Source organism: Sphaerotilus uruguayifluvii (assembly GCF_013294065.1).
Taxonomy (GTDB): Bacteria; Pseudomonadota; Gammaproteobacteria; order Burkholderiales; family Burkholderiaceae_C; genus Sphaerotilus; species Sphaerotilus uruguayifluvii.
In genome coordinates this window covers 48,925-61,794 of the sequence record NZ_JABSNM010000017.1, presented here as the reverse complement: position 1 = coordinate 61,794, position 12,870 = coordinate 48,925, and the positions used below count along the sequence as shown (strand labels likewise).

At 71.6% G+C, this 12,870-nt stretch carries 15 protein-coding genes; 11 read left to right on the top strand and 4 right to left on the bottom strand.

Translation table 11 applies throughout. The features are described 5' to 3' along the window. Positions 1-65: 65 nt before the first annotated feature. The 6 genes from mltG to HNQ01_RS16910 all read left to right on the top strand — a co-directional run bounded on the left by mltG (position 66) and on the right by HNQ01_RS16910 (position 5,089). Complete coding sequence (gene mltG / locus HNQ01_RS16940) at positions 66-1,079, top strand: endolytic transglycosylase MltG (RefSeq protein ID WP_173806602.1); 1,014 nt, start codon at positions 66-68, stop codon at positions 1,077-1,079. A gap of 63 nt (positions 1,080-1,142) precedes the next feature. Continuing rightward, a complete protein-coding gene (gene tmk / locus HNQ01_RS16935; RefSeq protein ID WP_173806601.1) occupies positions 1,143-1,784 on the top strand; it encodes a dTMP kinase in 642 nt (213 codons plus the stop codon). Beyond that, positions 1,781-2,806, top strand: coding sequence for a DNA polymerase III subunit delta' (locus HNQ01_RS16930; RefSeq protein WP_353621729.1), 1,026 nt, complete (start codon positions 1,781-1,783; stop codon positions 2,804-2,806). The genes tmk and HNQ01_RS16930 overlap by 4 nt, the downstream gene beginning before the upstream one ends. A 187-nt stretch (positions 2,807-2,993) precedes the next feature. After that, positions 2,994-3,335, top strand: a complete 342-nt coding sequence (locus HNQ01_RS16920) for a PilZ domain-containing protein (protein ID WP_173806638.1) — start codon at positions 2,994-2,996, stop codon at positions 3,333-3,335. Positions 3,336-3,366: 31 nt separating this feature from the next. Further along, on the top strand, positions 3,367-4,146 hold the full coding sequence (locus tag HNQ01_RS16915) for a TatD family hydrolase (protein WP_173806599.1): 780 nt from the start codon (positions 3,367-3,369) through the stop codon (positions 4,144-4,146). 202 nt (positions 4,147-4,348) lie between these two features. Next, a complete protein-coding gene (locus HNQ01_RS16910; RefSeq protein WP_173806598.1) occupies positions 4,349-5,089 on the top strand; it encodes a glycoside hydrolase family 19 protein in 741 nt (246 codons plus the stop codon). Between the two features lie 18 nt (positions 5,090-5,107). Here HNQ01_RS16910 and HNQ01_RS16905 read toward each other — a convergent pair whose 3' ends face one another. Beyond that, a complete protein-coding gene (locus tag HNQ01_RS16905) occupies positions 5,108-5,668 on the bottom strand; it encodes a PAS and helix-turn-helix domain-containing protein (RefSeq protein WP_173806597.1) in 561 nt (186 codons plus the stop codon). A 78-nt stretch (positions 5,669-5,746) separates the two neighbouring features. On the opposite strand from HNQ01_RS16905, the gene HNQ01_RS16900 reads away from it, so the two are divergent. Both HNQ01_RS16900 and HNQ01_RS16895 read left to right on the top strand, forming a co-directional pair. Continuing rightward, positions 5,747-6,448 (top strand): CoA transferase subunit A, encoded by a 702-nt coding sequence (locus tag HNQ01_RS16900; RefSeq protein WP_173806596.1) that lies wholly within the window; start codon positions 5,747-5,749, stop codon positions 6,446-6,448. 28 nt (positions 6,449-6,476) lie between these two features. Beyond that, positions 6,477-7,115 (top strand): CoA transferase subunit B, encoded by a 639-nt coding sequence (locus HNQ01_RS16895; protein ID WP_173806595.1) that lies wholly within the window; start codon positions 6,477-6,479, stop codon positions 7,113-7,115. Between the two features lie 13 nt (positions 7,116-7,128). Here the strand turns inward: HNQ01_RS16895 and HNQ01_RS16890 are convergent, their stop codons facing one another. From HNQ01_RS16890 to HNQ01_RS16880, 3 genes are read right to left on the bottom strand one after another with little or no spacing between them, the layout of a single operon-like run. Then, on the bottom strand, positions 7,129-7,872 hold the full coding sequence (locus HNQ01_RS16890) for an arginyltransferase (RefSeq protein WP_173806594.1): 744 nt from the start codon (positions 7,870-7,872) through the stop codon (positions 7,129-7,131). After that, positions 7,869-8,672 carry a leucyl/phenylalanyl-tRNA--protein transferase gene (aat, locus tag HNQ01_RS16885; RefSeq protein ID WP_173806593.1) on the bottom strand — a complete coding sequence of 268 codons (804 nt, stop codon included), beginning with the start codon at positions 8,670-8,672 and terminating at the stop codon, positions 7,869-7,871. Before aat ends, HNQ01_RS16890 begins: the two co-directional genes overlap by 4 nt. Before the next feature lie 19 nt (positions 8,673-8,691). Continuing rightward, positions 8,692-9,825, bottom strand: a complete 1,134-nt coding sequence (locus HNQ01_RS16880) for an AIR synthase-related protein (RefSeq protein ID WP_173806592.1) — start codon at positions 9,823-9,825, stop codon at positions 8,692-8,694. A gap of 44 nt (positions 9,826-9,869) precedes the next feature. On the opposite strand from HNQ01_RS16880, the gene dnaX reads away from it, so the two are divergent. From dnaX to recR, 3 genes are all read left to right on the top strand, one after another. Continuing rightward, positions 9,870-11,822, top strand: coding sequence for a DNA polymerase III subunit gamma/tau (gene dnaX / locus HNQ01_RS16875; RefSeq protein WP_173806591.1), 1,953 nt, complete (start codon positions 9,870-9,872; stop codon positions 11,820-11,822). Positions 11,823-11,906: 84 nt separating this feature from the next. Further along, positions 11,907-12,233, top strand: coding sequence for a YbaB/EbfC family nucleoid-associated protein (locus HNQ01_RS16870; RefSeq protein WP_173806590.1), 327 nt, complete (start codon positions 11,907-11,909; stop codon positions 12,231-12,233). Positions 12,234-12,252: 19 nt separating this feature from the next. Beyond that, positions 12,253-12,852 carry a recombination mediator RecR gene (gene recR, locus HNQ01_RS16865; RefSeq protein ID WP_173806589.1) on the top strand — a complete coding sequence of 200 codons (600 nt, stop codon included), beginning with the start codon at positions 12,253-12,255 and terminating at the stop codon, positions 12,850-12,852. The last annotated feature ends 18 nt before the right edge of the window (positions 12,853-12,870 follow it).

Sequence of the window (12,870 nt, the reverse complement as noted above, 5' to 3'; positions counted from 1 at the left end):
ATGCATCGTGCTTCCGTCCTGTCCGTCCCGCACGGCCGTGCTCGGCCTTGTGCCCGTCTCCGCCCATGAAGGTGCGTCGTTCGTGGGTGATCGGCCTCGCCGCGCTGGCGATCGCCGCCGTCGTGGCCACGGCCGCCGTCTGGAGCTGGCTGATCTCGCCGATGCCGCAGGCGCAGTCCGGCGTCGAGCTCGAGATCGAGCCGGGCCGCTCGCCGCGGCAGATCGCCGCCGACGCGGTCGACGCCGGCCTCCAGGTCTCGCCCTGGCTGCTCTACCAGTGGTTCCGCTGGTCGGGCCAGTCGCGGCTGATCCGGGCCGGCAGCTACGAGATCGAGCGCGGCACCAGCCCGCGCGAGCTGCTGCGCAAGCTCGTCGACGGCGACCAGACGCTGGCGCGGGTGCGCCTGATCGAGGGCTGGACCTTCCGCCAGTTCCGCGCCGAGCTGGCGCGCTCGCCCGCGCTCAAGGCCGACAGCGCCGCGATGAGCGACGCCCAGCTGATGGCGGCGATCGGCGCGCCCGCGGGCACCGCGCCGGAGGGGCGCTTCTTTCCCGACACCTACGCCTACGCCCGCGGCAGCAGCGACCTGGCGGTGCTGCGCCGCGCCTGGCAGGCGATGGAGCGCCGGCTGCAGGCGGCCTGGTCGCAGCGGCCGCAGGACCTGCCGCTGCGCGATCCGGCCGAGCTGCTGACGCTGGCCTCCATCGTCGAGAAGGAGACCGGCCGCAGCGAGGACCGCACGCAGGTCGCCGCGGTCTTCGTCAACCGGCTGCGCCTGGGCATGCCGCTGCAGACCGACCCGACGGTGATCTACGGCCTGGGCCCGTCCTTCGACGGCAACCTGAGAAAGCGCGACCTGCAGGCCGACACGCCCTACAACACCTACACCCGCAAGGGCCTGCCGCCGACGCCGATCGCGATGCCGGGCCAGCAGTCGCTGGAGGCGGCGGTCCGGCCCGCCGGCACGAAGGCGCTGTACTTCGTCGCGCGCGGCGACGGCAGCAGCCAGTTCAGCGAGACGCTGGCCGACCATAATCGGGCAGTCGACCGCTACCAGCGCGGCGGCGCCTCGCGCTGACCCGGCCTCGCCGCCGTGCTCTCGCCGTCTCGCGTTCGTTTCCCGCTCCTTTCCGCTCCTCGCATGTCCTTCGTGTCCTCTCCCGCCTCCGGCCCGCGCGGCCGCTTCGTCACCATCGAGGGCATCGACGGTGCCGGCAAGTCGACCCAGGTCGAGCGCATCGCCGCGCGCTGGCGTGACGCAGGCCTGGAGGTGGTGCGCACCCGCGAGCCTGGCGGCACGCCGCTGGCCGAGCGGCTGCGCGAGCTGGTGCTGCACCAGCCGATGGACACGCTGACCGAGACGCTGCTGGTCTTCGCCGCGCGGCGCGACCACCTGCGCGAGGTGGTGGAGCCGGCGCTGGCGCGCGGCGCGGTGGTGCTGTGCGACCGCTTCACCGACGCGACCTTCGCCTACCAGGGCGGCGGGCGCGGCTTCGACCGGGCGGTGCTGGCGCAGCTCGAGGGCTGGGTGCAGCAGGGCCGTCAGCCCGATCTGACCTTCTGGTTCGACCTCGCGCCCGAGATCGCCGCGCGCCGGCGTGCCGCGGCGCGCGCCCCCGACCGCTTCGAGAGCGAGGACATCGCCTTCTTCACCGCGGTGCGCGCCGGCTACGCGCAGCGCTTCGACGCCACGCCGCAGCGCGTCGCCCGCATCGATGCCGAAGTCGGCCCCGAGGCCGTGGCCGCGCAGATCGACGCCGCGCTGGAGGCGCGCGGGTGGTGAGCGCCGGCCTGCACCCCTGGCTGCGCGCGCCGCTGCAGCAGGCGCTGGCGACCCGGCATGCGCATGCGCTGCTGGTGCACGGCGCGCAGGACCGCGGCCCGCTGGACTTCTCGATCGCGCTGGCGCAGGCCTGGCTGTGCGAGACGCCCCGGCACGAGCGCGAGCACGGTCTGGCCTGCGGGCGCTGCGGCGGCTGCCATCTGGTGCTTGAGCGCTCGCACCCGGACCTGCGCCTGCTGGTGCCCGAGTCGCTGCGCGAGGCCGCCGGCCTGCCGGCCGACGAGTCGGGCGAGGGCAGCTCGAAGACCCGCAAGCCCAGCCGCGAGATCAAGGTCGACGCGGTGCGCGCCGCGCTCGAGTTCGTCGGCCTGACGCCCTCGCGCGCGCCGCTGAAGGTGCTGCTGATCCACCCGGCCGAGGAGATGAACGCGGTGGCCGCCAACGCGCTGCTCAAGACGCTGGAGGAGCCGCCCGGGCCGATGCGCTTCGTGCTGGGCTGCGGCGCGCCGCAGGCGCTGCTGCCGACCATCCGCAGCCGCTGCCAGATGCTCGCGCTGCCGCGCCCGCCGCGCGAGCCGGCGCTGGCCTGGCTGCAGGCGCAAGGGCTGCAGGACGCGGCGATCGTGCTCGATGCCTGCGGCGGCGAGCCGCTGCGCGCGCTCGAGCAGGCCCGCGAGGGCCGCGATGCCGAGGCCTGGCGGCGCTTTCCGGCGCAGGTGATGCAGGGCGACAGTGCCGCGCTGGCCGGCTGGCCGCTGCCGGTGCTGGTCGAGGCGCTGCAGCGCCTGTGCGAGGACCGCCTGCGCCAGGCGCTGGGCCTGGCGCCGCAGTCCTTCCCGCTGCTGGAGGCGCCGCGCGGCGCGCTGCCGGTCGATCGACTGATCGCCGCGCTGACCGAAACGGCCGCCTGGCTCAGGGCGCGTGCCCGTCATGCCGATCACCCGTGGAGCGCGCCGCTGGCGGTCGAGGCGCTGGTGCAGCGCACCCGCGCGGCGCTGGCGGCACGGCCGCAGCCCGCCTGAGCGCGCGCCTGATCGATTGCAGTACTCTCCCGGTTTCCCACTGATTTCTCTGAACCGCCCGCACGCCACGAAGTCCGACATGAGCAGCGAATTCAACCCCCGATCCGGCGCGATGCCGCTTCCGGCCAGCGCCGGCGTGCCCGCCGGCTCGCCAGCCCCGGCTCCGGCTCCGGCTCCGGCTCCGGCTATGCCGCGCCCCAGCGTCATCCAGCTGGTGTTCAAGGAGAAGGGGGCGCTCTACGCGGCCTACATCCCGCTGTTCTCCGAAGGCGGCCTGTTCGTGCCGACCCCGCGCGAATACCGCCTGGGCGACGACATCTACCTGCTGCTGACGCTGCCGGAGGATCCGCAGCGCTATCCGGTGGCCGGCAAGGTGGCCTGGATCACGCCGCCGAATGCCTCGGGCGGACGCACCCAGGGCGTGGGCGTGCGCTTTCCCGTCGACGAGAAGACCCGGGTGCTGCGCGTGCGCATCGAGGAGATCCTCGGCACCGCGATCCACTCGGCCAAGCCGACGCAGACCATCTGACCCGTCCCTGACCCGTCCCTGACCCTGTTCCATGTTCATCGACACCCACTGCCACCTGACCTTCCCCGAGCTGCGCGAGCGCTGGGACGACATCCGCGCGGCGATGCGCGCGGCGCAGGTGGAGCGCGCCATCGTCATCTGCACCACCATCGAGGAGTTCGAGACGGTGCATGCGCTGGCCCGGACGCATGATTTCCTCTGGTGCACCGTCGGCGTCCATCCGGACAACGAGGACGTGCACGAGCCCGACGTGGCCGAGCTGGTGCGGCTGGGCCGGCGCGACCGGGTGGTGGCGGTGGGCGAATGCGGCCTGGACTACTACCGCCTGGGCGAGCGCACGCTGGCCGACATGGAATGGCAGCGCGAGCGTCTGCGCACCCATGTGCGCGCCGCGCGCGAGCTCGGCCGCCCGCTGGTGATCCACACCCGCAGCGCTTCCGAGGACACGCTGCGCATCCTGCGCGAGGAGAACGCGGCCGAGGTCGGCGGCGTCTTCCACTGCTTCACCGAGACGGCCGAGGTCGCCCGCGCGGCGCTGGACCTGAACTTCTCGATCTCCTTCTCGGGCATCCTGACCTTCAAGAACGCGGCCTACCTGCGCGATATCGCCGCGCTGGTGCCGCTGGAGCGCTGCCTGATCGAGACCGACAGCCCCTACCTGGCGCCGGCGCCGCACCGCGGCAAGCTCAACACCCCGGCGCTGGTGCCCTTCGTGGCCCGGCAGCTCGCCGAGACCAAGGGGCTGGATCTGGAGACGGTCGCGCGCACGACCTGGGACAACGCCTCGCGCCTGTTCGGCCTGCCGGCCTGAGTCGGCCCGAGGCTCGCGCCTCGAGCCTGCAGACCCCGTCGCTCAAGCTCGCGGAAACATTTCTTCAGGAAGTTACCCCCTCGTACAAAAGGGGGGCGGATGGCGTGAGAATTGACGCTTGCCGCCTCGCCGGGCTGGAAGGAAAGTCGCTGTCGTTACACGATCACGACAATTTCCAGGCAACAAGAGGAGGAGGGTCACCATGCTGACCGACGCTCACCTGAAGGCGATCATGCCGCTGATGCCGGCCGATCGACGCAGCCGCTTTCTTCCGTCGATCAACCGCACGCTGCAGATCTACGGCATCCACACGCCGCGCCGGGCGGCCGCCTTCCTCGGGCAGCTGGCCCATGAGTCGTGCGAGTTCCGCTACATGGAGGAGCTCTGGGGGCCGACGGCGCAGCAGAAGCGCTACGAGCCGGTGACCGAGCTGTCGATCCGGCTCGGCAATGTGCGCGCCGGCGACGGCCACCTGTTCCGCGGCCGCGGACCGATCCAGATCACCGGCCGCGCCAACTACCAGCGCTATGGCAGGCTGCTGCAGCTCGATCTGGTCGCGCAGCCGGACCGGGTGGCCACGCCCGAGGTCGGCCTGTCGGTGGCGGGGCTGTACTGGAGCAGCCAGGGCCTGAACGCGCTGGCCGAGCTGCTCGACGACCGCGAGATCACGCGGCGCATCAACGGCGGCTTCAATGGCCTGGCCGAGCGCGTGGCCTACAGCGAGCGCGCCCGTGCGGTGCTGGCGCGCGACTTCGTCATGGCGACCACCCCGCGCGCGCTGGCGCGCGAGACGGCGCAGCGCGATCGCCAGTCCGAACGCACCCCGTACGCGGTGCCGCTGCGCATTCCGCGCCGGCCGCTGCCGCGCGGCCATGCCGCCGAGGAGCACGAGGTGCAGGTGCTCGAGGTGGGTGGCATGCTGCGCGAGCCGGCGCTGCCCTGAGGCCTGCGGGGCGCCGGATCAGGCGCTCAGCAGCCGGTTGACCAGCTCCGGCGTGGTGGCCGCCTCGTACTTGCGCATCAGCCGCGCGCGATAGACATCGACGGTACGCGGGCTGATGCCCAGGCGCCGGCCGATCAGCTTGCTGGTCAGGCCCTCGACCAGCAGCGCGGCGATCTCGCGCTCGCGCGGGGTCAGGTCGGTCTGGATGCTGCGCTTCTCGGAGAGGTCCTCGAAGGTCCAGATGCCGGCCGCGTGCGGATCGTCCGGATCGAGCGCGCGGCCGCTGACATGGCACCAGAACAGCTCCTGCTGGCCCGGCGCGGCCCGCAGGCGCTTCATCACCCGGTCGTCGGCGTAGCGTCCGGCGGCGTCGAGGCGGGCGACGATGCGCTCGCCGGTGCGCTGGAACTCGTCGCTGCTCGGATAGAGCACTTCGAAGCTCTGGCCGACCATGTCCTGACGGGTCGCGCCGAACATGTCGAGCACCAGCCGGTTGCAGTCGACCATCAGCCGGTGGCGCGACAGCACCAGCCCGACCGGAGCCAGATCGAAGGCGATGCGGTAGTCGAGGTCAACCATTACTCAATTCTACGTAGCCCCTACGTAAGGCATTACGCATTACATTCTGCCCGTCCGAATTTTCCGGAGACAGAGCGCATGAACAAGGTTTACCCGAGCGCCGCAGCGGCGCTGGAAGGCATCGTCCGCGATGGCCAGCTGATCGCCGTCGGCGGCTTCGGCCTGTGCGGCATTCCCGAGGCGCTGATCGACGCGCTCAAGGACAGCGGCGTGAAGGACCTGACGGTCATCTCGAACAACGCCGGCGTCGACGGCTTCGGCCTGGGCAAGCTGCTCGAGACGCGCCAGATCAGGAAGATGATCTCGAGCTACGTCGGCGAGAACAAGGAGTTCGAGCGCCAGTTCCTGGCCGGCGAGCTGGAGCTGGAGTTCACGCCCCAGGGCACGCTGGCCGAGAAGCTGCGTGCCGGCGGCGCCGGCATCCCGGCCTTCTTCACGAAGACCGGCGTGGGCACCATCGTCGCCGAGGGCAAGGAGCTGCGCCAGTTCGACGGCGAGACCTACGTGATGGAGCACGCGCTGACGCCCGAGGTCGCGCTGGTCAAGGCCGATGTCGCCGATCTTTCCGGCAACTTGCGCTTCAACAAGACCGCCCGCAATTTCAATCCGGCCGCGGCGATGGCTGGCAGGATCTGCGTCGTCGAGGTCGAGCGCATCGTGCCGACCGGCTCGATCGAGCCCGACGACGTGCATCTGCCGGGCATCTACGTGCACCGCATCGTGCACAACCCGACGCCCGAGAAGCGCATCGAGAAGCGCACCATCCGCGACCGCAAGTAATTCGAAGCCCCCTAGGAGAGCATTCATCATGGCCTGGACCCAAGACCAGATGGCCGCCCGCGCGGCGCAGGAACTGCAGGACGGCTTCTACGTCAACCTCGGCATCGGCATCCCGACGCTGGTGGCCAACCATGTGCCCGACCACATCGAGGTGTGGCTGCAGAGCGAGAACGGCATGCTGGGCATCGGCCCGTTCCCGTACGACGACGAGGTCGACCCCGACCTGATCAACGCCGGCAAGCAGACGGTCACGACGATCAAGGGCTCGTCGATCTTCGGCAGCCACGAGAGCTTCGCGATGATCCGCGGCGGCAAGATCAATCTCAGCATCCTGGGCGCGATGCAGGTCACCGCCCAGGGCGACCTGGCCAACTGGATGATCCCGGGCAAGATGGTCAAGGGCATGGGCGGCGCGATGGACCTGGTCGCCGGCGTCAAGCGCGTGATCGTGCTGATGGAGCACGTCGCGCGCAAGAAGGACGGCACGACCGACATGAAGATCCTGCCCGCCTGCACGCTGCCGCTGACCGGCCAGGGCGTGGTCGACCGCATCATCACCGACCTGGGCGTGATGGACGTGACGCCCGAAGGCCTGAAGCTGGTCGAGCTGGCCCCGGGCGTGACCCGCGAGGAAATCCAGTCGAAGACCGGCGTGCCGCTGATCTGAGCGGCGTGCGTCGTCAGTCGCGCCGGACCCAGCGTCCGGCGCTGAGCACCTCGTGCGGCCGGAAGCGCTCCTTGTAGGCCATCTTGGCGCTGCTCTCGATCCAGTAGCCGAGGTAGACATGGGGCAGCTTCAGGCCGCGCGCCTGCTCGATCTGCCACATGACGTTGAAGGTGCCGTAGCTGGCGTCGCGGTCGTCCGGCTCGTAGAAGGTGTAGACCGCCGACAGGCCGTCGTCGAGCACGTCCAGGATCGAGATCATCTTCAGCGCGCCCGGCCGGCCGTCGGGCCCGGCCGGCGCGCGGAACTCCACCAGCCGCGAGTTGACCCGGCTCTGCAGCAGGAACTGGGTGTACTGGTCGACCGAGTCCTGGTCCATGCCGCCGCCGCTGTGGCGGGCGGTCTGGTACTTCAGGTAGAGCGCGTAGTGCTCCGGCACGAAGCGCAGCCGGGTGACCGCCACCTGCAGGTCGGCATGGTCGCGCCAGGCGCGGCGCTGGCTGCGGCTGGCGCGGAAATCGTTCACCGGGATGCGCAGCGGCAGGCAGGCGCGGCAGCCGTCGCAGTGCGGCCGGTAGGTGAACAGGCCGCTGCGGCGGAAGCCCGCGGCCACCAGGCCGGAGTAGGTGTCGGCGTTGATCAGGTGCGACGGCGTCGCGACCTGCGAGCGCGCCATGCGGTCGCTCAGGTAGCTGCAGGCGTACGGCGCGGTGGCGTAGAACTGCAGTTCGGCGAGGGGAAGATCCTGGGGATGCGTCACGCTGGCGGCTCGGGCGGGCGGGTCGTCGGGGGATCGGTCTCGGCGTCTTGGTCGCCGTGCAGCGACAGCTGTCGCCACAGGTCCGCATCATAGGTCCAGCGGCGCGGCGATGGCAGTCCCGTCACCCGATCCAGATGGGCCGAGAAGGCCTCTCGCGCGACGGGCGCCGCACCCATCGAGGCCAGATGGCGCGTCTGCTGCTGGCAGTCGATCCAGTCGATGCCCTCGCGCCGGCAGAAGGCCACCAGCGCGGCCAGCGCGATCTTCGAGGCGTCGGTGCGCAGCGCGAACATCGATTCGCCATAGAACATGCGCCCCTGGCAGACGCCGTAGAGGCCGCCCACCAGTTCGCCGTCGATCCAGGTCTCGAAGGAGTGCACCTCGCCGGCGGCATGCCACTGGCGGTAGGCGCGCATCAGCTCCGGCACGATCCAGGTGCCGGCCTGCCCCTCGCGCAGCACGCCGGCGCAGTGCGCGATGACCCGGTCGAAGGCCGAGTCGATGCGGATCTCGCAGCCCGGCGTGGCGCCGAAGCGCCGGATCGTCTTGCGCAGCGAGCGGTGCAGCCGGAAGTCGGCCGTCTTCAGCACCATGCGCGGCGCGGTGCACCACCAGAGAATGGGCTCGCCGCGGCTGTACCAGGGGAAGATGCCGCGCCGGTAGGCCTGGCGCAGTCGCGCGATCGTCAGGCGCCCGCCCGCGCACAGCAGGCCCGGCGCCTCGCTGTCGGGGCCGAGCGCGCGCTCGAGCGGCGGGAACGGCAGGCTGCCGTCGTCGTCGTCGGGCAGCCAGTCGATCATCGATCGCGTGCCCGCCGGTTCAGCGCAGCTGCAGGTCGTCGTTGCCGAACTCGATGCCCAGCGGCTCGATCAGCAGGCGCTTCGGGCCGGCCTCGACCGTGCCGGCGTGCCAGGCGGCGATGCCCTGGGCCCGCGCGATCTCGACGGTGCGCTCGGCGTCCTCGGGCTTCACGAAGATCGCGAAGCCGGCGCCCATGTTCAGCGTCGAGTAGGCTTCGCGGTCGTCCTGCTTCGCCTGCTCCTGGATGAACTTCAGCACCGGCGTGACCGGCGGCACGGTGTGGATGCGGTAGGTCAGCTCGCTGGGGTGGCGCAGCAGCTTGCGCCAGCCGTGGCCGGTGATGTTGGCGCAGTAGCGCGGTGCCACGCCGGCCTTCCACAGCGCTTCGGTGACCGGCGAGTACAGCACGGTCGGCGCCAGCAGCGCCTCGCCGTAGGTCAGGCCCGGCGCGATCTCGGTCAGGTAGCCCTGCGGCAGGCGCTCGACCAGCTTGCGTGCCAGCGACAGGCCGTTGGCGTGGATGCCGCTGGATTCCAGCAGGATGATCGCGTCGCCGGCGCCGAGCTGGTCGCCGACCGACAGGCGCTCCTTCGGGTTGATCAGGCCGGTGCAGGACGCGGCCAGGTCGATGCGCCCCTCCTCGACGATGCCGGCCAGCGCCGGGGTCTCGCCGCCGCCCCAGGCGACGCTGCAGACCTCGCAGGCGCGCTTCCAGCCGGCCACCAGCGCCTGGGCGCGCTGGTTGTCGCCGAACCAGTCCGAGCCGCCGGCGGCCCAGTAGGCCTGCACCACCAGCGGCGTGGCGCCGACGGTGATCAGGTCGTTGATCGCCATCGCGATGGTGTCCTGCGCGATGCCGTCGTAGAAGCTGCGGCCGGTGAGCTTCGCCATCTCGTCGGCGACCAGGGTCTTGGTGCCCAGGCACTCGACGATCGAGGCCAGGTAGAAGGGGCCGACGTCGACGACATAGGCCGACTCGCCGCGGGAGGCCGCGACTTCGGTGAAGCCGTGCGCGGCCAGGTGGCCGGCGGTGGCGGCAGCGGCGCGCTGCGCGGTGACCTTCAGCGGGTCGATCAGGTCGTAGTTGACGCCGGCCTGCTCGTAGCTGAGCGTGCCGTTCGGGTCGTGGGAGGGAGCGGCGTTTTGATTCATGGGGCGGGATTATCGGTCAGCCGGGCCGCCTACAATCCGCCCCCATGTCCTATATCGTCCTTGCCCGCAAGTACCGGCCGCGCCGCTTCACCGAGATGGTGGGGCAGGAGCATGTCGTGCAGGCCCTGGGCAACGCGCTGACGCGCCAGCGCCTGCACCATGCCTACCTGTTCACCGGCACCCGCGGCGTCGGCAAGACGACCGTCTCGCGCATCCTCGCCAAGAGCCTGAACTGCACCGGCCCGGACGGGCAGGGCGGCATCACCGCCGAGCCCTGCGGCGTCTGCGACGCCTGCCGCGACATCGACGCGGGCCGCCATGTCGACTATGTCGAGCTGGACGCCGCCTCCAACCGTGGCGTCGACGAGATCAGCCAGCTGCTCGACCAGGCGGTCTACAAGCCGGTGGCCGGGCGCTTCAAGGTCTACATGATCGACGAGGTGCACATGCTCTCGACGACCGCCTTCAACGCGATGCTGAAGACGCTCGAGGAGCCGCCCGAGTACCTGAAGTTCGTGCTGGCCACCACCGACCCGCAGAAGGTGCCGGTCACGGTGCTGAGCCGCTGCCTGCAGTTCAACCTGCGTCCGATGGCGCCCGAGACGGTGCAGCGCCACCTCGGCACCGTGCTGCAGGCCGAGGGCATCGAGGCCGACGCGGGCGCCCTGCGCCAGCTCTCGCGCGCCGCGCGGGGCTCGATGCGCGACGCGCTGTCGCTCACCGACCAGGCCATCGCCTTCGGCGGCGGTGCGCTGCAGGAAGCGGCGGTGCGGCAGATGCTGGGCTCGGTCGATCGCAGCCATGTCGTGCGCATCGTGCAGGCGCTGGGCGCCGCTGACGGCGCGGCGCTGGTGCGTGCGGTCGACGAGCTGCGTGGTCTGGGCCTGTCGGCCGCCGGCCTGCTGGAAGATCTGGCCGCGCTGGCGCAGCAGATGGCGCTGGCGCAGGCGGTGCCGGCCGCGCTCGATCCGGCCGATCCCGAGACCGCCACCGTGCATGCGCTGGCGCCGCTGCTCGACCGGGACGAGACGCAGCTGCTCTACAGCATCGCGCTGCACGGCCGCGCCGAGCTCTCCCTGGCGCCCGACGAATACGGCGGCCTGATGATGGTGCTGCTGCGCCTGCTGGCCTTCCGGCCGCAGGGCGCCGCGCCGCGCCGGGTTGGGCTGCCGGCCGAGGTGGCTCCGGCGCCTGTCGCACCTGTCGCGCCCGTGGCTCGCCCCGTGCCCGTTGCAGCGCCTGCACCGGCCCCTAGGCCGGCACCGTCGCCCGCACCGGCCTCTGCGCCTGAACCCGTGGCGCCGGACGCGCCGCGGATCTCGCGCGAGCTGCGCCGGCCGCTGGAGGCGCGAGCCCGCATGCCGGTCGAGCCGCAGGCCACGCCGGCGCCCGTCCGGGCCCCGGCGGCCCGCGCCTCGGTGCCGCCGTGGGAGGACGAGCCGCCCGGCTGGGACGACATCCCGCCCGCCGACGAGAACGCACCGGCCGCGGCGCTGCCGCAGGACGATCCGGCACCGCCGGCGCCGATGGCTGCCCCTGCGACCACGCCCGAGCCGCTGCGCCCGCGCCCGGTGCAGATGGACGAGGTGCTCGACGATCCGCTGGTCACCCGCTGGTGCGACCTGTTCCAGCGCCTGGGCGAGCGCGCCCTGGTCAACGGCCTGGTGCGCGAGCTGGCCTGGCAGGCGCAGTGCATCGCCATCGAGCCGGGTGTGGGCAGCCTGCGCTGCGTGCTGCGGGTCGAGCGCGAGTCGCTGCGCCAGAGCGGCCACCGCGACCGGCTGCAGGCGGCGATCACCGAGCTGGTCGGCCAGCCGGTCACGCTCGAGGTCGTGGCCGGCGCAGTCACCGACAGCCCGTCGCGGCGCGAGATCCAGCGCCGCGAGCGTGCCCAGCACGAGGCCGAGTCCGCCATCACCGGCGACCCGATGGTGCAGGAGCTGCTCGCGCGCTATCCCGGCGCGCGCATCGTGCCCGGCTCGATCCGGCCGAACTGACCACGCCGACAGCGTCGACCGAACGACTCTCCGATCCTTGCGGATCCGATCTTTTTTCCCGCTCCCTCCCAGAAAGGACCATCCATGTTCAAAGGACAAATCGCCGGCCTGATGAAGCAGGCCCAGGCCATGCAGGACAACCTGAAGAAGGCCCAGGAGGAGCTCGCGCTGATCGAGGTCGAGGGCCAGTCCGGCGCCGGCCTGGTCAAGGTCGTCATGACCTGCAAGCACGACGTCAAGCGCATCACCATCGACCCGAGCCTGCTGGCCGACGACAAGGACATGCTCGAGGACCTGGTGGCCGCGGCCTTCAACGACGCGGTGCGCCGCGCCGAGGAACTCAGCCAGGAGAAGATGGGCAAGCTGACCGCCGGCATGCCGCTGCCGCCGGGCATGAAGTTCCCGTTCTGAGCGACGGCCGCGCCACGCGATGAAGCCCGCCGACGCGCCCGATGCGCTGGCCGCGCTGGTCGAGGCGCTGCGCCGGCTGCCCGGCGTCGGCGTCAAGTCGGCGCAGCGCATGGCCTACCACCTGCTGCAGCATGACCGCGACGGCGCACTGCGGCTGTCGCACGCGCTCGACCATGCGGTGCACGGCATCCGCCACTGCGAGCGCTGCCACACCTTCACCGAGCAGCCGGTCTGCGTGACCTGCCTCGATCCGGCGCGCGACACCCGGCTGCTGTGCGTGGTCGAGACCCCGGCCGACCAGGCCGCGGTCGAGCGCACCGGCACCTACCGCGGGCTCTATTTCGTGCTGATGGGGCGGCTCAGTCCGCTCGACGGCGTGGGCGTGCAGGACATCGGCCTGCCGGAGCTGATGGCGCGGGTCCGGGAGGACGAGGTGCGCGAGGTGATCGTCGCGACCAACTTCACCGCCGAGGGCGAGATCACCGCCCATGCGGTGGCCGAGGCGCTGCGTGCGCTGGACGTGCGCGTGACGCGCCTGGCGCGCGGCGTGCCGATCGGCAGCGAGCTCGAGTACGTCGATCTCGGCACCATCGCGCACGCCTTCTCCGAGCGGCGCTGACCCCGCAGCGCCGGACCG

Excerpts from the sequence above, each read along its gene's own strand:
- mltG (WP_173806602.1), top strand. The coding sequence starts at position 66 with ATGAAGGTGCGTCGTTCGTGGGTGATCGGCCTCGCCGCGCTGGCGATC.
- tmk (WP_173806601.1), top strand. The coding sequence starts at position 1,143 with ATGTCCTTCGTGTCCTCTCCCGCCTCCGGCCCGCGCGGCCGCTTCGTC.
- HNQ01_RS16920 (WP_173806638.1), top strand. The coding sequence starts at position 2,994 with ATGCCGCGCCCCAGCGTCATCCAGCTGGTGTTCAAGGAGAAGGGGGCG.
- HNQ01_RS16915 (WP_173806599.1), top strand. The coding sequence starts at position 3,367 with ATGTTCATCGACACCCACTGCCACCTGACCTTCCCCGAGCTGCGCGAG.
- HNQ01_RS16910 (WP_173806598.1), top strand. The coding sequence starts at position 4,349 with ATGCTGACCGACGCTCACCTGAAGGCGATCATGCCGCTGATGCCGGCC.
- HNQ01_RS16905 (WP_173806597.1), bottom strand. The coding sequence starts at position 5,668 with ATGGTTGACCTCGACTACCGCATCGCCTTCGATCTGGCTCCGGTCGGG.
- HNQ01_RS16900 (WP_173806596.1), top strand. The coding sequence starts at position 5,747 with ATGAACAAGGTTTACCCGAGCGCCGCAGCGGCGCTGGAAGGCATCGTC.
- HNQ01_RS16895 (WP_173806595.1), top strand. The coding sequence starts at position 6,477 with ATGGCCTGGACCCAAGACCAGATGGCCGCCCGCGCGGCGCAGGAACTG.
- aat (WP_173806593.1), bottom strand. The coding sequence starts at position 8,672 with ATGATCGACTGGCTGCCCGACGACGACGACGGCAGCCTGCCGTTCCCG.
- HNQ01_RS16880 (WP_173806592.1), bottom strand. The coding sequence starts at position 9,825 with ATGAATCAAAACGCCGCTCCCTCCCACGACCCGAACGGCACGCTCAGC.
- dnaX (WP_173806591.1), top strand. The coding sequence starts at position 9,870 with ATGTCCTATATCGTCCTTGCCCGCAAGTACCGGCCGCGCCGCTTCACC.
- HNQ01_RS16870 (WP_173806590.1), top strand. The coding sequence starts at position 11,907 with ATGTTCAAAGGACAAATCGCCGGCCTGATGAAGCAGGCCCAGGCCATG.
- recR (WP_173806589.1), top strand. The coding sequence starts at position 12,253 with ATGAAGCCCGCCGACGCGCCCGATGCGCTGGCCGCGCTGGTCGAGGCG.